Below are 20,825 nucleotides of genomic sequence, written 5' to 3'. Positions count from 1 at the left end.
GGGAAGTGGCCGTGTTCGGCTGTAGAGTGGCCGTGACGGTTAGTCGTGGTGGTGCTGGTGGTCGTGTCCGCCGCCTCGCGAGAACTGCCCGGAGAACGCCCGGTCGACGACCTCGGAGAGCGCCGGGTGGACGTGGACCGCCTCACGGATGTCCGCGACGGTCCCCGAACCCGCGGTCATCGCGACGACGACCTCCTCGATCAGGTTCGACGCCTCGGGGCCGACGATGTGACACCCCTCGATGGTGCCGTCGAGGTCGATGAGGACCTTGACGAATCCCTCGGCGTGCATCGCGCTCCCGCGGGCCGTCTCGTCGTACGGGTAGGTCCGGGTGGCGTACTCGACGTCGGTCTCGCGGAGGTCCCGTTCTCGCGCGCCGACGCCGGCCACCTCGGGCGAGGCGAACACCGCGAACGGCATCGCCGAGTAGTCGACCGGCTCGGGCTCGTCGCCGAGCAGGTTCCGGATCACCGTCCTGGCCTCGTGGTTCGCGCTGTGTTTCAGCAGGTACTCGCCGACGACGTCGCCGAGCGCCCACACCCCTTCGGCGTCCGTCCGGAGGTACTCGTCGGTCTCGACGAAGCCGGCTGCGTCGGTCTTCACGCCCGTGGCGTCGAGGTTCAGCATGTCGGTGTTCGGGCGGCGACCGGCCGCGACCAACAGGGCGTCGCCCGTGACGGTGACGTCCTCGGCGTCCCCGGGCGCCCCGACCGTCTCCCCGCCCGCCCGGACCGAGTCGGCCTCGGGGTACGGGCAGGCCTCGACGGTCACCTCGCCGCCAGCCTCGTCGGCTGCGACGGCCTCGTAGCCCGTATACACCTCGAACCGGTCGGCGTAGCGGTCGGTGAAGGCCTCGCCGACCTCCCCGTCCGCTTCGGGGAGGAGGTGATCGCGCCGGCCGACGATCGTCACGTCGCTGCCGAACGTCCCGAAGAAGTGGCCGAGCTCGGCCGCGATGTACCCGCCGCCGACGATCACGAGGTGGTCCGGCGGCGATTCGAGCCGGAGCGCCTCCGTGCTCGTGAGGTACTCCACCGCCTCGATCCCGTCGATCGGCGGGATCGACGGCCGCGTGCCGGTGGCGATCAGGACGGTGTCGGCCCGCAGCGTGGCGCCCTCGTCGTCGCCGTCGACGACCTCGACCGTGCGCTCGTCGACGAATTTGCCGGTCCCCGAGAACAGGTCGTGGCTGTTCGATGAGGAGAGCCCTCGACGGATGGACTCGGAACTCCCGGAGACGTCGTCGTTCACCTTCCGGACGATCTCCGCGAAGTCGACACCGGTCACCTCGGCGTCGATCTCGAACTCGCCGGCAGCCTCGATCGTCTCCAGCACCTCGGCGTGATAGAGGAGCCGTTTCGAGGGGATACAGCCGCGGTTGAGACACGTGCCGCCGAGCCGGCCTTCCTCGATCACCGCGACCGAGTTCCCCTGGCCGGCCATCGCGTTCGCCACGTCCAGTCCCGATCCCGACCCGATAACGAGGAAATCGAACTCCTGCATGTCCCGGTCAACGGCGGCCAGCGTCATCAAGGCCCGTCCGGAGTGGCGTCCGCGCTACACGACCGGCGAGAGCGACGACGGTCGTACTCACCGTCCGTCTCCGGACGCCGCCACGCCGAGCCGAAAGCATATGCCGACCCCTCGCATACCCCCGGTGAATGCTGCTCGTCCTCTGTGTCGACCTCGACGACGACCTCGGCCGGAAGACGGGGATCCCCACCCCCGTCATCGGCGACGACGAGGTCACCGAGGCCGCGGTCGCGCTCGCGACGGCCGACCCCGAGGACTCGGACGTGAACGTCCTGTTCCAGGGCGTGACGGTCCACGACGAGCTGGCAGGCGAGGGGGAGACGGTCGAGGTCGCGGCCGTCACGGGCGTCGACGGCCCGGACGTGAAGGCCAACCGCGCGGTGGGCGCGGAGGTCGATCGGGTGCTCGCCGAGCTGTCGACCGGCGAGGACGTCTCCGCGATCGTGATCACCGACGGCGCCCAGGACGAGTCGGTGCTCCCCGTGATCCGCTCGCGGATGCGGATCGACGGGGTCCGCCGCGTCGTCGTCCGACAGGCACAGGACCTCGAGTCGCTGTACTACACCATCAAGCAGGTGCTCGCCGACCCCGAGACCCGCGGGACCATCCTCGTTCCGCTCGGGATACTGCTCCTCATCTACCCGCTCGTCGTGGTCGCGAACCTCTTCGACGTGGAGGGGGCGGCCGTGCTCGGACTCATCTCCGGCGGGGTCGGCCTCTACTCGTTGTTCCGCGGGTTGGGGCTGGAGGAGACCGTCGACGGCGCGGCCGACGCGGTCCGGAACGTGCTCTACGCCGGTCGGGTGACGCTCATCACGTACGTCGTCGCGCTCGCGTTGATCCTCGTCGGGGGCGTCCAGGGGACCGAGACGGTCGAGGCGGTCCGCGGCGTCGTCGACGGGAGCCTCCCGGCGACCGCGACGGTCACCGCGTTCGTCCACGGCTTCGTCCAGTGGCTCGCCGTGGCGGGCGTGACCTCCAGCCTCGGGCAGATCACCGACGAGTACCTCGCCGGGCGCTTCCGGTGGCGGTACCTCAACGCCCCGTTCTACGTCGTCGCCATCGCGGTCGTGTTGTACGCGGTGTCCGGGTTCCTCCTCCCGCCCGCGCCGGGCGTCACCTCGCTGGAGCTCGCGGACCTGGCGATGGCGCTCGCGGTCGGGACCCTGCTCGGCGTGTTGAGCACGCTCACGTTCGCGATCGCCGAGTCACAGCTCCCGACCGGGGAGCCGACCTGAAGGCTGAACACGGGACGGGAGGCTTCGTTGAAATTCTATTAATTAGGCGTGTAATCGCCTGAAACAGTCAGTCTATACCGAATGCTAATAGTACCGTTGTTTCGTGAGAGATCGACTTGATAGGAACGAGATCGTTGCTGGCGAGGTGAATACCTCCAAAGCCCCAGTCGCGAGGACTCGCGCGGCTCGTTGTGCGCTTCAGTCGCTCGCACTGCTCGCTCCTTCCAGTGCTTACGTCGCCGTGCTTCGTCCTCACGACTGCCCCTTTGAATCCCACCCGCACCGCACAGCACCGCACCTCACACCTCCCCAGCCTCGTCGGTGGTCCTCCGCTTCGCGTCGGACCACCGACTCCCTCGCGGTCGGTTCGCGCCCTCCGGGCGCTCACCGGCACGCCACCGCAGAATCGTTCGTTCCTTCACCTGTAGTGAGCATCCGCGAACGAATTCCGTACCTGTCACTCGTTGAGGATCTCAACGGAGCCGAACGGGACGGTCACCGCGGCGTCCACTGCTCGCACGCCTCCATGTCGTCCATCAGCTCGTCGTAGTGGCCGCAGTACGGCTGTATCCCGTCGTCGGTCCGGACGTAGTCGAACTCCGCGCAGTTCCCGCAGTAGGTGTCGCCGGGACCGTCGCGTGCGACGGCGTTCTCCTCCGGTGACCGACCCCGTGAACCGTTCGGGGCCGTCGGCGTGTCGGGTGTCGGAACGGTCGATGCGGGGCCATCATCCCCGCCCGACCCACTGCCGTCCAGCGGCGAGGAGAGGTCGGTCGCCGAGCTCCCGCCGTCGCTGCGACCCGACGGGGCCGCCGACGGCGTGCCGAGCGAGCCGCCGACCCCACCGCTCGGGGCCGAGCCGCCGACCCCGCCGCCCGAGGCCGAGCCGCCGATCCCACCGCTCTGGGTCGACCTGCCGCCGTCCGCACCGGAACCCGTCGGTGCGTCCGACCGGTTCGTCTGCGTCTCGACGTCGCCGTCGGGCGTCCCACCCAGTAGCCCGACCCCGCCGCCGAGCCCTCGAACCTGGTCGCGGTCGACCTCGATGACCTTGGTCTCGCCCTTGTGGGTCACCTCCATCGTCACCGTCCCGCCCGGGTCGTTGCGGGTCTTGAAGTTGGCGACGCCGACGAACACGCACCACATCGTGGTCGCCGCCCCGAGGAAGTAGACGCCCGCCGTCGGGAGCGTGAGGTCCACGAGCTCCGGGCGCGGGCCGCCGACCCAGTGGTTCGGGTACGCCTGCGAGAACAGCGCCACGCCGAGCGTCATGATCGCTGCCCCGACGACGGCCGCTGCCCGGGTGCGCCGGTCGGCCGGCAGGACGGCCATCACGCCGAGCGTGACGAGCGGGACGCCGATGCCGCCGAGGATCCCGCCGAGACGTCTCGCAGCCCCCGAACTGTACCCGCTCGGGACGACCACCTCCGCGGCCACGAGGATCCCCACGACGAGAAGTAGCGTGCCGCCGCCGAACAGCCCCGCACCGAGCGACAGCCGCCGCGGGTCGACCTCGGAGCGCCCTTTCCCCCCGTACGCCTCCGAGAGACTAGTCATACGCCCCCCTCGTCTCCCATCGTGAAAACAGTACGTCAGACGTTCACCCGATCTGGGGTCGGCTTCGTCGACGTCGTCGTCCCTCGTCGGGGACGTTCAGACGACCGCGTTCGTCGGGGACGCTCAGACGATCGCGTCGAGGTCCGCGTGCGCAGTGAGCAGCTCCGCCATCCGGTCGACAGTTCGGGCGTCGCGGGTCCGGCCGCCGCGTATCACCGCCTCCACCCGGTCTATCGCCGTCGCGGTGTCGGTGTTCATCGCGAGCACGGCCGTCCCGGCCTCCGCGGCCCGGCCGAGTACCGCGCCCGAGGGCCGGTGACCGCCGGTGAGCACGAGACACTTGACGCCGGAGGCGTCGAGGGCGGCGGCCTGGACGTCCGCACGGTCGCCGCCGGTGATCACCGCGGCGTCGCGGGCGCGCCGGAAGTGCCGTAGCGCCTCGTCGCCGCCCATCGCGCCGACGAGGAATCGCTCGACGAACGCGTCCATGGGGCCCTCGGTCAGGAGCTCCGCGCCGAGCTCGTCGGCGAGGTCCGCGACGGTGACGCCCGCGAGCTCCTTCTCGTGGGGGAGCGCCCCGAACACCGGGATACCGCGGGACTCGAGGAACGGGATGCCGTCGTGATCGAGCGAATCGAAGGCGGTGTCGCCCACCTTGTTGAAGACGACGCCCGCGAGCCGGTCGCCGAACGCGTCGGCGGCGGCGAGGACCCGGTCGAGGTCGGCCGGCGTCCCGTACTCCGCCACGAGGACGACCCGGGCGTCGAGCAGGTCGGCGACGTCGACGTCGGTGAGGTCGACCACGCCCCCGGTGGTCCAGTCGCCGCCGCCCTCGACGAACATGTGGTCGCGGTCGGCTGCGAGCTCGTCGAACTCCTCGCGGATCCGTTCGCGGAGGGCGGTCGGGTCCTCGGTCCCGCGGATCGCGCCCTCGACGAACGTCGGCGAGTAGACGACGGGCTCCATCTGGTGCATCTCGGCGTCCAGGTCGAGCACCTCCCGGGCGAGCATCGGGTCGCGGTCGAGCGTCTTGCCGACGTTCGACTGAAGGCGGGTGCCCTTCGGTTTCATGTATCCGACGCTCCCGTCGCGGTCGGCCGTGAGTCGCGCGAGCGCGAGGGTGATCGCGGTCTTTCCCGTGCCTTCTCCGGTCGCAGTGACGAGTGTGGTGGTGTCTGTCATTGGTTGGGTTCCTCGAAGTCGAGTTCCTCCGGGTCGACGGTGAGTCGCACGTCGACGGCGGCGGCGTTCGCGCCGCCGTCGTCGTCGGGCAGCGCGACGAGCGGGTTGATGTCGAGTTCCATGATCGCGGGGAAGTCGGTGACGAGTTGTGAGAGCCGGCCGATCGTGTCGATCACGGCGTCGACGTCGACCGGGTCGCGCCCGCGTGCCCCGCGCAACAGCGGCGCCGAGCGGATCTCCTCGGTCATCCCGCGCGCTTCGGGCTCGGAGACCGGCGCGACGCGGAAGGCGGTGTCCTCCATCACCTCCACGAAGATCCCGCCGAGTCCGAACATCACGAGCGGGCCGAACTGCGGGTCCCGGTTCATCCCGACGATGGTCTCGACGCCGTCGTCGAGGTCGACCATCTCCTGGACCTGGACGCCGAGGATCGTCGCGTCCGGCTGGTAGTTCCGCGCGCGAGTGATCAGGTCTTCGTAGGTGTCGGCCACGTCCGCGTCGGCGACGCCGACCGCGACGCCGCCGATGTCGGATTTGTGTAGGATGTCCGGCGAGACGATCTTCATGACCACGTCGCCGTCGATCCCGGCTGCGACCTCGCTCGCGCGCGTCGGCGAGCCGACGATCTCGCCGGTCGGGGTGGGGATGCCGTAGGCGTCGAGCAGCGCCATCGCCTCCACGCCGAGGCGGTTGTCGTCGCGGTCACGGACCGACGAGAGCACCTCGCGGGCGCGCTCGCGGTCGACGTCGAACGACATCGGCTGGGCGTACTCGCGCGCTCTGATGTCGCGGTACTCCGCGAGCGTCGCGAGGCTCTCGATCCCGCGGGCGGGATCGAAGTAGCAGGGGATCCCCGCTTCTTGGAGCTTCCGTTTCGGCTCGCGGGTCCGGTCGCCGCCCATCAGGCAGGCGGCCACCGGCGCGTCGACGTTCGCGACGGTCTCGCGCACCGCCTCGCCCAGCTCGTCGAACTGGAGCGTCGCGGTCGGCGCGGCCAACACCAGCCCAGCCCCGACGTCCCCGTCGGCGAGGACGGTCTCGAGCGCCTCGCGGAACCGGTCGACGTCCGCGTCGCCGATCACGTCGACGGGGTTGTGGACGTTCGCCCCGTCGGGCATCGACTCGCGGAGCGCGTCGGTGGTCTCGGCCGTGAAGGAGGCAAGCTCGAGGCCGGCGTCGCCGACCGCGTCCGTCGCCATCACGCCCGGGCCGCCGGCGTTCGTGACGATCGCGACGCTGTCGGTGTCGGGAAGGGGCTGGCTACCGAGGATGCCCGCGGCGTCGAACAGCTCGTCGACCGACTCCGCGCGGATGACGCCCGCCTGGTCGAGACCCGCCTCGTAGGCCTTCTCGGAGCCGGCGAGCGTGCCGGTGTGTGAGGACGCGGCCTGCGCGCCCGCACTCGTCCGACCGGACTTCACGGCCACGATCGGGGTGTCGGCGGCGGTCTCACGGGCGGTCTCGATGAACCCGCGGCCGTCCTCGATCCCCTCGAGGTAGCCGATGATCACGTCGGTCCCCTCGTCGTCGCCCCAGTGGTCGACGAAGTCGGTCTCGTCCAACACGGCCTTGTTCCCGAGCGAGACGACGTCTTTGAACCCCACGCCGTTGTCGTTGGCCCAGTCGAGGACCGCGGTGACGAACGCACCCGACTGGCTCATGAAGGAGAGCCCGCCGGGCAGGGCGTTCTCGGGGCCGAACGTGGCGTTCATGCCCGAGGGCGTCGACATGATCCCGAGGCTGTTGGGGCCGACGAGGTTCAACTCGTGTTCGTCGGCGATCTCGGCGAGGCGGCGCTCGCGTGCCGCGCCGTCCTGGCCCGTCTCGCCGAACCCCGCGGTGATCACGACGACGTTGCCGACCCCCGCCTCGCCGCACGCCTCGATGGCGTCCAACACGATCGAGGGGGGAACGACGACGACCGCGACGTCGGCGTCGGCGTCGCCGACCTCGTCGACGCAGGGCGTCCCGAGCACCTCGTCGTAGTTCGGGTTGACGGGAACCGTCTCGCCGTCGAAGTCCGCGAGCAGGTTCGACGTGACGGCGCGGCCGACCGCCCCCTCGCGGGCCGTCGCGCCGACGACCGCGACCCGGTCCGGGTCGAACAGTTCGTTGAGCGTACCCATCGTCTCCCGTCTACGGGGACCACGGCTTTAATGACGGTGACTGATTCCCGGGGCCGAGAATCCACGCTACCGTTCGGGGAACGCCGGTCGACGCGACGGGTCGAGTCCCGCCCGTCACTCGGGGGCGACCCCGCCCCCGGAGTCCCGTTCGCGTCCCGAACCGGGACCGCTCCCGTCCGCGGCTGTCTCCCTGTCGTCCACAACGTCCCCGCCGTCAGCGACGTTCCCGCCGTCAGTGACGTTCCCGCTCGTTCGAGGCGTTCCGCTCCCTGCCGTTATCCCGTCGCGTCCCACGTCGTCTGCGACCGGAGCATCGTCGAGTGCGGTGGCGGACGCCCTCGGGAGCGAGAGGGAGACGACGTTCCCGTCGGGATGCCTGTCGAAGGCGAGTTCGCCCCCGGAGCGGTCGGCGACCCAGTACACCAGCCACAACCCCATTCCGACGGTGTGTCTGAGGTGGTCCATCTCCCACTCGTCGGTGATCACCCTGCGCTGTTCGGCCGGGATCGGTGGACAGTTGTCCCGGACCGCGATCTCCACGGTGTCGTCGGAGACGTCGACCTCGACGTGGACGACGGGGGTCGACTCGGCGTGGTCGACCGCGTTCTCGACGAGTTCGACGACGGCGTACTCGAGGTCGTCGATCGCGAGCACGACCGGGTCGGCGGGACACGAGACGGAGAGCTCGCCGGTCGGCTCCTCAGCCCGCACCGCGTCGACCGCGTCCCGCACGATCGGTTCGACCGCGGTCGGGCCGGGCGAGCCGCCTCGCCCCAGCAGATCGATCACGTCCCGCTGTTTCTCCGCGGTCTCGAGCAACTCCTCGGCGACCCCCCGGATCGTTTCGGCGTCCGCCGCCGGCCGTCCGGTCGTCCGGTCGGCGATCCGCGCTGCGGTCCCCATCACGACGTTCATGTCGTTGCGGACGGTGTGACGCAACAGGTTGTCCATCACCGTGAGCTGGCGATTGCGTCGGTACTCGTCGGTGACGTCGCGGGCGAACCCGACCACCGCGACGATCTCGTCGCCGTCGTCGGCGTAGACCGGCTCGCCGGGCACACGGAGCCACTTGATCTCCCCCTCGGACGGCACGACCCGGTAGTCGATCCGCACCGTCTCGCCGGCCGAGAGCCGGGCCATCGCGCGTTCGACGAACGGGCGATCGCCGGGGTAGACGACTTCGAGGAACCGCCGAGGGTGAACACGGAGTTCGCCCGCCGTCAGGCCGAACACGTCCGCGATGGATCCGTTGACGAACAACAGCTCCGACCAGTCGGCGTCGAACATCCAGAGGACGTCCGGCGACTTCGAGACGATCGTCTCCAGCCGACGGATCGACTCGACCTCCTCGGTAACGTCCCGCAGGCTCAACACGTATCCGTCGATGCCGGTCTCCTCGGGCGGGTACAGATCGACCTGTACCCAGAGCCAGTCGCCGTGGGCGGTCCCGTACCGGAGTTCGGACGGTTCCCGCGGGGAGACGCCGCCGTCGACGACGTCGGCGAAGACCGTCCGGAACCGGGGCTCGTCGTCCGGATGGACGAGCTCGAAGACGTTCTGGCCCACGAGGTCGTCCCTATCGAAGCCGAGGAGGTTGCCGGCCGCCGCGTTGAGGTAGCTGAAGACGCCCTCCCCGTCGGTCACGGCGACCGTCTCCCGAGTGAGATCGAGGAGGGTGGCGGCGTCCGGCGGACCGGTCATACGGGGACGTTCCGCGAAAGGGATATATAACCGTAGTCGTCCAGTTCTCAGGATCGAAAACGAACCGCGTCGTCGGTCGTTCCGGTTCAGTCGGCCGAGATCTCCGGTGTGTCGAAGGCTGTACCGATGGCGTCGATCGCTTCGGATTCCACCGTCAGCCGGACGCCGGCGTCGGTGAGTTCGACGGTGGCGTCGGTGACTCCCCGCGAGTACTCGGCTGCGTGGTCGCCGTCGGGGTCGAACCGGACTCCCTCGGTGAGAAGCGGGGTCTCGCTCAGTCGCTCGACTTTGCGATACGCCGTCGAGAGCGCGATGTCGCAGTCGTCGGCGATCTCGCTCGTGGTCATCGGCTCGTCCACCGTGGCGAGGATCCGCCGGCAGTCGGCGTCCGAGAGCGCGTCGAACGCCGTATCCAGGTCGTCGGCCTCCGTCAGCGTCGTCGGTCCACCCACGCGGGACGGGTTGCGTTTCATACCTACCGATCGGGGCTCTATCCCCCCGAACCCCGTCCCTGTATATGCGGGGTGTTTTATACGACACCCCGCGAGCGCGACGGGCCACCAACGTTTTGTCCGGTGGCGGGGAGTAACGAACGATGGGAGCCGGTATCAGGGCGGAGGTCTCGCTGCCGACGGTGTCGCCGTCGCCGTTCGACGGCGTCGTCGACGGGTCGATCCCGATCTACAGCGTGGCGCGGAGTCGGGTTACCCCCGCGTCGGCCGTGGCCGACGGGGACGAGGCTCCCGACGGCGACACCGTCGTCATCGAGTTCCTCGCCGACGCCGACCTCGACGTCCCCGAGAACGTCGAGACGGTGTTCGACTACGGCCGGAAGGCGGCATACCGGTTCGAGGTGCCCTGCGTGGACGAGTCGCCGTTCTCGGTGCTCGACCGCCACGGGGTCCCGGCGACGGAGACGGCGGTCCGCGACGGTCGGCTCCTCGTGACGTTTCACGCGACGGACCTCCCGACGCTGCGGACGGTCCTCGAGGAACTCCAGGAGTCGTGTGCGGACATGCAGGTGCTTCGGCTGTTACAGTCGTCGACGACGCCCGAGGAGAGCGACCCGGTCACCTTCGACCGGAGTGAACTGACGGAACGACAGCGGGAGGTCCTCTCGGCGGCGTACGACGCCGGCTACTTCGATCACCCGAAGGGTGCGAACGCGGGCGAGGTCGCGGCGGACCTCGGCATCGATCGGTCGACGTTCAGCGAGCACATCGCTGCCGCCCAACGGAAGATCCTCGCGACCGTGCTCGACTGACGACGCCCGCGACCGTGCTCGACTGACGACGCCCGCGACCGTGCTCGACTGACGACGTCGCGACCGTGCTCGACTGACGACGTCGCGACCGTGCTCGGCCGGGTCGGATTCTGACGGCGTGAGAACTCGATGATCGTTTGATAGGAACGCCCGTGCTATCCGTATCCATGACGACACCCACACACACGTTCGTCTGCCCGGAGTGTCGCCACTCCTTCGAGGTGGACGACGCGATGCGGGAGGCGTTGCTCGAAGCCGGCTGTGTCGTCTGCGGCGCGCCCGTCGTCGACGCCGACCTCACCGCCCCGACGGTGGAGTGACCCGCCGGCGAGACGGCCTCCAGCCCGGCGAGCGCCGCGGCCGTCGGTCGGTCTCGTGTGGTTTATCCCCCCGTATGTCGAGACGTAGGGTATGACGACGAAGCGCGAGACCGAGATGTCCACGTCGGCGATCGACGCGTTCCTCGCCCGCCACGAGACCGGCGTGCTCTCGCTCGCCCGCGACGACGCCCCGTACGCGATCCCGATCTCCTACGGCTACGACGGGGACACACGCGAGACGTTCCTGCGACTGGTTTCGACCGTCGACAGCGAGAAGCGCGAGTTCCTCGGCTCCGATCCCGACGCTCGGATCGTGGTGTACGAGGAGGACGGCGACGCCTACACGAGCGTCGTCGCCGTCGGGACGCTCGAGCGTGTCGACCCCGCCGAACTCACCCCCGAGCGGATCGCCCAGTACGGCGAGACCCGCCGCCCGCTCTTCGAGATCTGGGCGGACGACAAGCCCGCTCTCGACATCCAGCTCTACCGGCTCGCCCCCGACCGACTGACCGGCCGGACGGTCACCGTCGACCGCGACGAGTAGCGAGAACGGGCCCTCAGGAAGAACTGCCGGACGAGATCTGGACGAAGTCGTCCGGACTCACGACGGCCGTACAGACCGGACAGCCGACCTCGAGAATGGTCTCGCGCATCTCGTCGTTCACCTCGATGGTCTGGTCACAGCCCGGACACGAGAACTCTTCGGTCGTCACGATGGTCCCTCGTTGATCGGGGCACGACGGCGCTCGACATAAACCACTGCCTTTCGATTCGTTCGCCCGGCGGACGCCTGCTCGGTCTGCGACGGCTCGGTCGGCGACAGCTCGATCGGATCGAGAGAAGTACTCGACGCTGACCGGTCGATCACGCGAACGCGAGCGAGTCGTCGGCGCCGGTGTCGTCGGTTTCCTGGAGCTTCTCGTAGGCCTCGAGGAAGTCCTCGAGCGTGACCTGCGTCCGGTCGTCGCGGATCGCGAACATCCCCGCCTCGGTACAGATCGCCTTGATGTCCGCGCCGGAGGCGTCCTCGACCATGGCGGCGAGTTCGGTGAAGTCGATCCCGTCGGCGAGGTTCATCTTGCGGGTGTGGATCTGGAAGATGATCTCCCGGCCGGCGGTGTCGGGTTTTGGGACCTCGATGAGCCGGTCGAAGCGGCCGGGCCGGAGGATGGCGGGGTCGAGCATGTCGAACCGGTTGGTGGCGGCGATGATCCGGACCTCGCCGCGCTCGTCGAAGCCGTCCATCTCCGAGAGCAACTGCATCATCGTGCGCTGGACCTCGGCGTCGCCGCTCGTCTTCGAGTCCGTCCGCTTGGAGGCGATCGCGTCGATCTCGTCGATGAAGAGGACGGCGGGCTGGTTCTCGCGGGCGACCTCGAACAGGTCGCGGACGAGCTTCGCGCCCTCCCCGATGAACTTGTGGACCAGCTCGGAGCCGGCCATCTTGATGAACGTGGCGTCGGTCTCGTTGGCGACCGCCTTCGCCAGCATCGTCTTGCCGGTTCCCGGCGGGCCGTACAGGAGGACGCCGCTGGGCGGCGTGATCCCGACGTCTTCGAACATCTCGGGGTGTTCGAGCGGCATCTCGACGGTCTCGCGCACCTCCTGCATCTGCTCTTCGAGCCCGCCGATGTCGTTGTACGTGACGTCGGGGGAGTGTTCGACCTGCATGACGCGAGCCCTGACGTCCGTCTCCTTCTCGAGTTTCTTGACGACGGAAAGCGAGTTGTTGACCGCGACGCGGTCGTCGGGGTCGATCTCCTCGCGCATCTCGTCGGTGATCTCCGTCAGCGCCTCCTGGTTGTTGCCGTGCTGCTTGATCACCGCGCCGTCCTCCGTGAGCTCCTGGACGGTGGCCACGAACAGCGGCGACTGCTTGAGCTTCTTGTTCTCGTGGGTGAGCCGCTCGAGCTTCTGTTGGTACTTGTTGTTCTCGGCGTTCGCGTCGAGGAGCTTGTCGCGCATCTCTTCGTTCTGGGTCTCGAGAACCTCCAGGCGTTCCTGGAGGGTCTCGATCTTCTCCTGTCTCGACGCCGACCCCTCGTCGTAGGGCATGTCGACGTCGTCGACGGTGTCGCTCATTGTCGAGGATAAAGCGTCTCGCGGATAAGAGGTTTCGGGTGGGGGCACTCGGGACCCGCCCCGTCGGGAGAATGAATGCCCAATAGTAATAAAAGAGGATAGTAAATATTATTTAACGGCATGAATTACTGATGGCCACGCATGAGCACCACGGAACCCGTCGCAGCCGACGAGGACGTTTCGGACCGCTGGGAGCCCGTTCGCGACCTGCCACCGAGCGCCAAGCTCGTCGCGAAGGTCCTCGATTACAACGACACGCTGACCCAGAGCCAGCTCGCCGAGGAGACGCTCCTCCCGCCGCGGACCGTCCGGTACGCGCTCTCCCGGCTCGAGGAGGAGGACGTGATCGACGCCCGGTTCTCGTTCACCGACGCCCGGAAGCGGCTGTATTCGCTAGCTGTGTGAGTCGAACGCTGTACCGGGGACAGACGTGAGGGGGAAGACGTGAGAGAGATCGTGTCCGCCCGGCAGTGGAAACGAGGTTGCCGATCGATCGGCGTGGCGACGACGCGATCGTCGGTGTGTCACTCCCGGGAGTGAAGCCGCCACCGCTGGATCGTCATCGAGAGCCCGTCGTCTTCGCGTCGGAACTCGACTGGGATCCGGTGGCCCGATTCGGCAACCGTATAGAACAGGTACTCGGTGGGATCCAACGATTCGGGAACGAGTTGATACGTCTGGCTCGATAGCTCCGTCGACAGCGTCAGTTCGAGCATCCCGCCCCGCCGATCGACCGTTGCCGACTGGATCCCCCGATACGACTCGTACTCCCCGGTCACCGCCCCGAGCTTCTCCCGGAGGGCGAAAATCGGGACTGTTTCCGCCGGGTCGGTACCGTCGAGGAGCGACAGCAGGGCGGGACCCACGAACATCGGATGTGTCTCCGTGCTGGTGTTACAGGCGACCGCGACGCCGATTTCGGCCTCCTCGAGGAAGCCGACGAACGCGTTCGAAACGCCGACCGACCCGCCGTGACCGACGAGCGTGTCGCCGAGCAAGTCCGAGATCATCCACCCGTAGCCGTAGTCCTCCCTCGACCCGTCGAGGGTCGTCCGTCGTGTCGAGTGCCGCTCGTACATCCTGGCGAGCAGCTCGGGATCCAGTAGCTCAGTCCCCTCGTACCGGCCGCCGTTCATGTTCATACGGAGGTATGCCGACAGTTCGGTCACGGAACTCAACAGTCCGCCGGGCGCGTGGAGGTTCCCGTCGTCGGGGAACTCCCCTTCGACGGTCGCCCCGTCGTCCGTATAGTACGGCGTGAGCCCGTCGTCATCGGCGGCGACGGCGTCCGCCGAGAACGTCGACCGATCCATTCCGAGCGGGTCCAACACCTCGGCTTCGACGTACTCCGGGAACGCGCGTCCGGTTACCTCCTCGACGAGGTGACCCAGGACGGTGAACCCGGAGTTGTAGTAGAAGAACCGGTCGTCCTCGAGGACGCGCTCCGGGAGGGAGCCCTCGAGGTGACGCCTGAAGTCCTGCTCGCTGCTCAGCGGGACCTCGATCGGGTCGGCACCCATCAACCGCGCGATGAGGACGACCGCGCTCCCGTCGCTCGGCATCCCGGAGGTGTGTGTCATGAGCTCGTGTATCGTGATCGGCTCGCCCTCGACGCTGTCGAGGTACGGGACGTACTCCGAGATCGGGTCCGCCGGATCGACGTCGCCGGATCCGACGAGTTGCATGACCGAGAGGGCCGTGAACGACTTCGTACACGACCCGATCCCGTACAGCGTGTCCCGGCTCGCCGGGGCGTTGTCGCGTAGGTCGCGGGCGCCGAACCCGTCGGCGTAAACGATCCGGTCGTCACGGACGATAGCGACGCTCGCTCCGGGGATCTCGTCGTCGGTGACCCAGTCGGTGACGAACGATTCGAGTTCCCGCCGCGTTTCGTCCGGTAGCTCGTGGATGGGTTCGGTCATCTAGTGAACCGATCCCGACCCGGGTGGGGAAAAAACCTCGCGCGACGAGCAGGTCGACGGTGGACGACTGGCCAGCCGTCCGAGGGTTTAATTCCCATGTCGCCCCAGCCGCCGTGTGGTCTCGACAGACGACGTCAAGCGAGCGCTCGCCGCGCTGGCGACCCGGACGGACACCGCGCCCGCCCCTACGTGGCGGTGATAGACGAGGCGGACGCCGCCCGGTCCGACCTCCGCCGGGCGGCCGGGTTCGTCGAGTCCGTCGGGCTCGACCGGCTGGTCGCGGCGGTCGCGGAGGCGGACCGCGCCGGCGACGACGACCTCGCCGACCGCGGGCGGGAGGCGCTGGCGGCGTACCGCCGGTACCGGGCCGCAGCCTCGGGAGCCGACGGCCGGCCCCACGGGTCGGGAGCTACCGCCCCCGACCGCTCCGAGGCCGCCACCCCCGACCGCCCCGGACTCACTCTTCCCGACCGCCCCGAAGCCGCCGCCCCCGACCGCCCCGGAACCCCTAAATCCGACACGGGCCAACCGCCGACCAGATGACACGGGTGATCCACACCGGCGACACCCACATCGGGTACCAGCAGTACCACTCGCCGGTCAGACGCCAGGACTTCCTCGACGCGTTCGGGGCCGTCGTCGACGACGCGGTCGACGACGACGTCGACGCCGTCGTCCACGCGGGCGACCTCTTCCACGACCGCCGGCCCGAGCTCCCCGACCTCATGGGGACGATCGGCGTCCTCCGTCGGCTCGCCGACGCCGGCGTTCCCTTCCTCGCCGTCGTGGGGAACCACGAGTCGACGCGCGGGGGCCAGTGGCTCGACCTCCTCGAGCGGCTGGGGCTCGCGACCCGGCTCGACGGGTCGCCGACCGTCGTCGGCGACGTCGCCTTCTACGGGCTCGACCACGTCCCCGTCTCCCGGCGCGACGAGCTCGAGTACGCGTTCGAGCCGCACGACGCCGACTACGCCGCGCTCGTCGCCCACGGTCTCTTCGAGCCCTTCGCGCACGCGGACTGGGACACCGAGGCCGTCCTCGCCGAGAGCGACGTCGACTTCGACGCGATGCTCCTCGGCGACAACCACACCCCCGACCGCGCCGAGGTCGCGGGGACGTGGGTCACCTATCCGGGGTCGACCGAGCGCGCGAGCGCTAGCGAGCGGGAGGGCCGCGGCTACAACCTCGTCACCTTCGACGAGGCGGCAGTCGGCGGCGACGACCGCGTGGGGATCCGCCGGCGCGCGCTCGACACCCGGGAGTTCGTCTTCGTGAGCGTCGATCTCGGACCCGGGGAGGGCGAAGCGCGCGTCCGCGAGCGGGTCCGCGAGCACGACCTCGCGGACGCGGTCGTCCTCGTCGACATAACGGGCGAGGGCGACCCGGTCACCCCGGCGGCGGTCGAGGCGTTCGCGGACGCGGAGGGCGCGCTCGTCGCGCGCGTCACCGACCGCCGGACGGTCGAGGCCGACGAGGAGTTCGACGTGAGTTTCGCCGACCCCGAGGCGGCCGTCCGCGATCGGATCGAGGGGATGGGGCTCTCGTCCGCCGGGCTCGACGTCGACGACGTGGTCCGGTCGGACACGGTCGTCGACAGCAACGTCCGCGAGACGGTGAAGGGCCGCGTCGAGGAACGACTCGACGATCCCGGCGCGTTCGTCGGCACGGAAGGGGACGGCACGGAAGGAGACGGCACGGAGGACGACGGGGACACCGACGCTGACGACGACGAGGGCGACACGGTCGTCGAGGACGGTGACGCCGACGCTGACGACGACGCTGACGATATCGACACGGAGCACGACGCCGACGATATCGACACGGAGCACGACGCCGGCGACGGCAGGGACGGCGAAGACGCGGACGACGAACCGACCGAGTCGCCGACGCCGGCGGACGGACAGGTCTCCATGGAGGACTACCTGTGAGGTTCGACCGGATCCGGCTCTCGAACTTCAAGCCGTACGGGGACGCGGACCTCCGGCTCTCCGAGGGCGTCACCGTCATCCACGGGATCAACGGTAGCGGCAAGTCGTCGCTGCTCGAGGCCTGCTTCTTCGCCCTCTACGGCTCGAAGGCACTGGAGGGGACCCTCGAGGACGTGATCACGAACGGCGAGGAGGAGACCGGGGTCGACCTCTGGTTCACCCACGACGGGGTCGCCTATCACATCGAGCGACAGCTCCGACGGTACGACGACCGCGTCGACCACGCGTGCTCGCTCGAGACGACTGCCGGCGGCGACGCGACGCGCGACGGCGCGACGGCGGTTCGGCGGTTCGTGACCGAGCTCCTCCGGATGGACGCCGACGCGTTCGTCAACTGTGCGTACGTCCGACAGGGCGAGGTGAACGCGCTCATCAACGCCACGCCGAGCGGGCGCCAGGACGTGATCGACGACCTCCTCCAGCTGGGCACGCTCGAGGAGTACCGCGAGCGCGCGGGCGACGCCCGCCTGGGCGTGGAGGACGTGCTGAACGCCAAGCGGGCCGTGCTCGACGAGAAGGAGGCGCGGATCGAACGCAAGGAGGACGAGAACCTCCACGAACAGCTCAACGGGCTCGAGAGCGACCTCGCCGAGGTGACCGGGGACATCGACCGCTACGAGGACCAGCGGGAGCGCGCGAAGGAGACGCGGGCGGAGGCGGCCGAGACGCTCGCGACCCACGCGGAGAAACGGACCGAGCTGGCGGAACTCGAGGAGGAGATCGACGCGATCGAGTCGGCTATCCGCGAGACGGAACGCGAACGCGACGAGCACCGGGAGGCGATCCGCGAGACCCGCGAGCGGATCGAGTCGGTCGAGTCCGGGATCGACGAGCGGCTCGACGCGGCCGGCCTCGAGACGGCGACCGACGAGGCGATAGCGAGGCGCCGGGAGGCGCTCGATGACCGGGAAACCGAGGTCCGCGAGTCGCTCGACGACCGGCGGGTGAACGCCGAGGCGTTCCGCAACCAGGCGACGAACCTCGCGGGGAAGGCCGACGACCTCGCCGACCGCGCAGCGGAGATGACGGACGAGGCCGACGACCTCGCGGAGGAGGCCGAGGCCGCGGAGTCGGCCGTTGCGGAGCACGAGTCCGCGATCGAGGAGCTGGAAGCGGAGGCGGAGACGCTCCGCGGGCGGTTCGAGGCGGTCGACGCCGACGTCGACCGCGACGAGGTGCGGACGCGTCGCGAGACGTTGCGGGAGCGACACGGCGAGGTCCGCGAGCGGGTCGCCGAGCTGGAGGCGGAGCTGAAGAACGCCCGCGAGCGCGTCGCGGAGGCCGAGGAACTGCTCGCAGCGGACAAGTGTCCCGAATGCGGCCAGCCCGTCGAAGACTCTCCCCACACGACGGGGATCGAGGCGGACCGCGAGCGCGTCGCGGAGCTGGAGACGGAGCTGTCGGACGCCCGCGAGCGTGCGAGCGACCTCGACGATCGGATCGGGTCGCTCGACGCGCTCGTCGAGGCGGCCGAACGGCTCGACGGGATCGACGAGCGGACCGCGACCCTCGAGGAACGAGCCGCGGAGAGACGCGAGGAGGCCGGATCGAAGCGGGACGCCGTGGCGGAGAAACGCGAACGGGCAGCGGAGCTCCGTGAGGAGGCCGAATCGACCCGGGAGGTCGCCGTGGAGAAACGCGAGGAGGCCGAGGAAGCCGCCGAGCACGTGGACGAGTTGGAGGACGCCTTAGCGACCGTCGAGGACGCCCGCGAGGCGGTGAACGTGGTCGAGGACCGGCTGTCGACCGTCGAGGAGCTGAACGCGACGATCGAGCGTCGCCGCGAGAAGCGGCAGAACCTCGAGGCGGTGAACGACGAGCGGCGCGACCGGCTCGCCGACAAGCGCGAGCGACGCGACGCGTTGCGGGAGACGGTCGACGAGGCGGCGGTCGAGACGGCGACGGAACGGAAACGGGAGGCGGAGGAGTACCTCGAGAAGGTCGACGAGGAGCTCGACCGGCTCGACGGGCGACGAACCGAACTCCAGAACGCGATCGGCGGCGTGAGAGGTGAGATCGAGGCGTTAGAGGAGCTCAGAGAGGAACGCGAAGCGCTCGCCGAGACCGTCGCAGGGCTCGAGTCGCTTCACGAGGAGGCGACCGAGCTGGAGGCGACCTACGGCGACCTCCGTGCGGAGCTCCGCCAGCGCAACGTCCGCGAGCTCGAACGCACCCTCAACGAGACGTTCGAGCTGGTGTACGGCAACGACGCGTACTCGCACATCGAACTCGACGGCGAGTACGCGCTCACCGTCTACCAGAAGGACGGAGAGGCGCTCGATCCCGAACAGCTCTCCGGCGGGGAACGGGCGCTCTTCAATCTCTCGTTGCGCTGTGCGATCTACCGGTTGCTCGCGGAGGGGATCGAGGGGGCCGCGCCGACGCCGCCGCTCATCCTCGACGAGCCGACCGTCTTCCTCGACTCCGGACACGTCTCCCGGCTCGTGGACCTCGTCGAGGAGATGCGCGGGTTCGGCGTCAAACAGATCGTTATCGTGAGCCACGACGACGAGCTGGTCGGCGCCGCAGACGAGCTCGTGACCGTCGAGAAGGACCCGCGAACGAACCGGTCGACCGTCACCCGGGAGGACGCTGCCGGGGTCGACGTCGCGTCGCTCGCGGACGACTGAACCGGGCCGAACGGAGACCGCCGAGGGGGGTGACCCGTTACGAGCCGCCCTCAGCCGGCGCCGAGTCGTCGGTCGGTTCCGCGTCGTCGGTCGGCTCCGCGTCGTCGGTTGGCCCCTCTGCCGTCCCCTCGCTGCGCAGTAGCCGGACCGCCTCCTCGGCCGTCGGCGTCGCGGCGTATCCCCGGCGACCGCCCACGTCTGCCTCTTCGATCAGCCCCGCGACGCGGAACTCGGCGAGCCGGCCGTGGAGGTCGGACTCGCACATGTCGTAGGCGTCACCGAGCGCGAGAACCGATAGCGGCCCCCGGTCGACGAACTCGACGAGCAGTCCCAGCGTCCGGTCGTCGTGGACCGCCCGGATCGTCCGGCGGACCGGCTCCGGTACTCCGCCTGCGGCGGTCGCGAGCGGCGACTCGCCGTCGACGACCTCCAGCGCGTCGTTCGCGACGTACCGCTCCTCGCCCGTCTCGGGATCCCGAACCCGGCTCGACTCGCCGGACCGCTTCACGAGGAGGTACGTGTCGCCGTCGGCGTCGCGGACCGTCTGCATGGGAAGCGGGTACGGCGCCGGCACGGATTATCGTTCCGGGGATCGATCGGTGTCGGGGGCCGCCGCCGGGTCCACGTCCGCGTCGTCGTCCGCCGTGCCCGTACCCGCGTCGATCGAACCCGCATCCGCGTCCACGTCGTCGTCGTTCTCGCCGGCTTCGTCCGCGTCGTCGTCGTCGCGCGACCGGTCCCACGCGCGATACGTCTGGTACGTCCGGACCCCCGCCACCAGCCCGACCGCGAGGAGGCCCGCGCCGATCCGCCCCCACCCCTCGAAGTACCAGACCAGCGGGCCGAGCGCGACGAGGAGGACCGCGACGTTCGCGTAGATCACGGCGACGACGAACGCACGGAGGGTGTCGCTATCGACGTCGCCGGCAGCGGAGAAGTCGCCGTCGTCGTCGAACGTCTTCACCGAGGGTGCCTTCGGGATGTCCGGCGTCATCTCGCGTTCGGCGTCGGAACTCTCCCCGAAGGAGACCTCGCCCTCGTCGTCCTCGTCGAAGAACACGTCCGTCGATACGACGCGACGGGTCAAAGGGGTTGTGTGTCCGCCCGTGGCGGGGATGGACGCCCCGGTCGGACGCCGAACGGACGCGCCGAAGAGACGTCGTACGATGCCGATCGGTCGGGGGTGTCAGAGAACGGTTCTCACATCCGAACGAGGATCGCTCGATTCAGGTGAAGGAACGAACGATTCTGCGGTGGCGTGCCGGTGAGCGCCCGGAGGGCG

The 20,825-nt window shown here is 69.3% G+C and carries 19 protein-coding genes; 8 read left to right on the top strand and 11 right to left on the bottom strand.

The genetic code is table 11. From position 1 onward, the window contains the following. Positions 1 to 39: 39 nt before the first annotated feature. Positions 40 to 1,503 (bottom strand): dihydrolipoyl dehydrogenase, encoded by a 1,464-nt coding sequence (locus DQW50_RS10640; protein ID WP_112079261.1) that lies wholly within the window; start codon positions 1,501 to 1,503, stop codon positions 40 to 42. 158 nt (positions 1,504 to 1,661) lie between these two features. Between DQW50_RS10640 and DQW50_RS10635 the strand changes: the two genes are divergently transcribed. Then, a complete protein-coding gene (locus tag DQW50_RS10635) occupies positions 1,662 to 2,771 on the top strand; it encodes a DUF373 family protein (protein WP_112079260.1) in 1,110 nt (369 codons plus the stop codon). A gap of 495 nt (positions 2,772 to 3,266) precedes the next feature. On the opposite strand, the gene DQW50_RS10630 is transcribed toward DQW50_RS10635, so the two are convergent. From DQW50_RS10630 to DQW50_RS10610, 5 genes are all read right to left on the bottom strand, one after another. Then, complete coding sequence (locus tag DQW50_RS10630; RefSeq protein WP_112079259.1) at positions 3,267 to 4,328, bottom strand: hypothetical protein; 1,062 nt, start codon at positions 4,326 to 4,328, stop codon at positions 3,267 to 3,269. A gap of 123 nt (positions 4,329 to 4,451) precedes the next feature. After that, a complete protein-coding gene (locus tag DQW50_RS10625) occupies positions 4,452 to 5,510 on the bottom strand; it encodes a phosphotransacetylase family protein (RefSeq protein ID WP_112079258.1) in 1,059 nt (352 codons plus the stop codon). Then, entirely contained in the window at positions 5,507 to 7,636 is a 2,130-nt protein-coding gene (locus DQW50_RS10620; protein WP_112079257.1) for an acetate--CoA ligase family protein, read from the bottom strand. The genes DQW50_RS10625 and DQW50_RS10620 overlap by 4 nt, the downstream gene beginning before the upstream one ends. 114 nt (positions 7,637 to 7,750) lie before the next feature. Further along, the gene (locus DQW50_RS10615) at positions 7,751 to 9,337 is read right to left on the bottom strand and encodes a PAS domain S-box protein (RefSeq protein WP_112079256.1); all 1,587 of its coding nucleotides are present in this window, start codon (positions 9,335 to 9,337) and stop codon (positions 7,751 to 7,753) included. An 86-nt stretch (positions 9,338 to 9,423) separates the two neighbouring features. Beyond that, positions 9,424 to 9,810 carry a helix-turn-helix domain-containing protein gene (locus DQW50_RS10610; RefSeq protein ID WP_112079255.1) on the bottom strand — a complete coding sequence of 129 codons (387 nt, stop codon included), beginning with the start codon at positions 9,808 to 9,810 and terminating at the stop codon, positions 9,424 to 9,426. 122 nt (positions 9,811 to 9,932) lie between these two features. Here DQW50_RS10610 and DQW50_RS10605 point away from each other — a divergent pair, with 122 nt between their 5' ends. The 3 genes from DQW50_RS10605 to DQW50_RS10595 all read left to right on the top strand — a co-directional run bounded on the left by DQW50_RS10605 (position 9,933) and on the right by DQW50_RS10595 (position 11,465). Then, positions 9,933 to 10,601, top strand: coding sequence for a helix-turn-helix domain-containing protein (locus DQW50_RS10605; protein ID WP_112079254.1), 669 nt, complete (start codon positions 9,933 to 9,935; stop codon positions 10,599 to 10,601). A 167-nt stretch (positions 10,602 to 10,768) separates the two neighbouring features. Continuing rightward, on the top strand, positions 10,769 to 10,921 hold the full coding sequence (locus DQW50_RS10600) for a zinc ribbon domain-containing protein (RefSeq protein ID WP_112079253.1): 153 nt from the start codon (positions 10,769 to 10,771) through the stop codon (positions 10,919 to 10,921). Positions 10,922 to 11,012: 91 nt separating this feature from the next. Beyond that, entirely contained in the window at positions 11,013 to 11,465 is a 453-nt protein-coding gene (locus DQW50_RS10595) for a pyridoxamine 5'-phosphate oxidase family protein (RefSeq protein ID WP_112079252.1), read from the top strand. A 13-nt stretch (positions 11,466 to 11,478) separates the two neighbouring features. Here DQW50_RS10595 and DQW50_RS10590 read toward each other — a convergent pair whose 3' ends face one another. Together DQW50_RS10590 and DQW50_RS10585 are read right to left on the bottom strand one after the other, a co-directional pair. Next, positions 11,479 to 11,634, bottom strand: coding sequence for a zinc ribbon domain-containing protein (locus DQW50_RS10590; RefSeq protein ID WP_112079251.1), 156 nt, complete (start codon positions 11,632 to 11,634; stop codon positions 11,479 to 11,481). 151 nt (positions 11,635 to 11,785) lie between these two features. Next, positions 11,786 to 13,003: a proteasome-activating nucleotidase gene (locus DQW50_RS10585; protein WP_112079250.1), complete on the bottom strand. Its 1,218-nt coding sequence runs from the start codon at positions 13,001 to 13,003 to the stop codon at positions 11,786 to 11,788. A 141-nt stretch (positions 13,004 to 13,144) separates the two neighbouring features. On the opposite strand from DQW50_RS10585, the gene DQW50_RS10580 reads away from it, so the two are divergent. Next, positions 13,145 to 13,408: a helix-turn-helix domain-containing protein gene (locus DQW50_RS10580; protein ID WP_112079249.1), complete on the top strand. Its 264-nt coding sequence runs from the start codon at positions 13,145 to 13,147 to the stop codon at positions 13,406 to 13,408. 119 nt (positions 13,409 to 13,527) lie between these two features. On the opposite strand, the gene DQW50_RS10575 is transcribed toward DQW50_RS10580, so the two are convergent. Continuing rightward, complete coding sequence (locus tag DQW50_RS10575; RefSeq protein WP_112079248.1) at positions 13,528 to 14,925, bottom strand: serine hydrolase; 1,398 nt, start codon at positions 14,923 to 14,925, stop codon at positions 13,528 to 13,530. 96 nt (positions 14,926 to 15,021) lie between these two features. Here DQW50_RS10575 and DQW50_RS10570 point away from each other — a divergent pair, with 96 nt between their 5' ends. From DQW50_RS10570 to rad50, 3 genes are read left to right on the top strand one after another with little or no spacing between them, the layout of a single operon-like run. Then, a complete protein-coding gene (locus tag DQW50_RS10570) occupies positions 15,022 to 15,468 on the top strand; it encodes a hypothetical protein (RefSeq protein WP_241964394.1) in 447 nt (148 codons plus the stop codon). Further along, a complete protein-coding gene (gene mre11, locus DQW50_RS10565) occupies positions 15,465 to 16,853 on the top strand; it encodes a DNA double-strand break repair protein Mre11 (protein ID WP_112079247.1) in 1,389 nt (462 codons plus the stop codon). The genes DQW50_RS10570 and mre11 overlap by 4 nt, the downstream gene beginning before the upstream one ends. Next, positions 16,850 to 19,543 carry a DNA double-strand break repair ATPase Rad50 gene (rad50, locus tag DQW50_RS10560; protein WP_112079246.1) on the top strand — a complete coding sequence of 898 codons (2,694 nt, stop codon included), beginning with the start codon at positions 16,850 to 16,852 and terminating at the stop codon, positions 19,541 to 19,543. Before mre11 ends, rad50 begins: the two co-directional genes overlap by 4 nt. A 37-nt stretch (positions 19,544 to 19,580) precedes the next feature. Here the strand turns inward: rad50 and DQW50_RS10555 are convergent, their stop codons facing one another. Together DQW50_RS10555 and DQW50_RS10550 are read right to left on the bottom strand one after the other, a co-directional pair. Then, the gene (locus DQW50_RS10555; RefSeq protein WP_241964393.1) at positions 19,581 to 20,093 is read right to left on the bottom strand and encodes a hypothetical protein; all 513 of its coding nucleotides are present in this window, start codon (positions 20,091 to 20,093) and stop codon (positions 19,581 to 19,583) included. Between the two features lie 27 nt (positions 20,094 to 20,120). After that, on the bottom strand, positions 20,121 to 20,603 hold the full coding sequence (locus DQW50_RS10550; RefSeq protein ID WP_112079245.1) for a hypothetical protein: 483 nt from the start codon (positions 20,601 to 20,603) through the stop codon (positions 20,121 to 20,123). Between the last annotated feature and the right edge of the window lie 222 nt (positions 20,604 to 20,825).

It is taken from the genome of Halorubrum sp. 48-1-W (genome assembly GCF_003287355.1).
In the GTDB taxonomy this organism is placed as follows: domain Archaea; phylum Halobacteriota; class Halobacteria; order Halobacteriales; family Haloferacaceae; genus Halorubrum.
The sequence above is the reverse complement of the archived record's forward strand: the minus strand, read 5'-3'. Positions and strand labels throughout refer to the sequence as shown.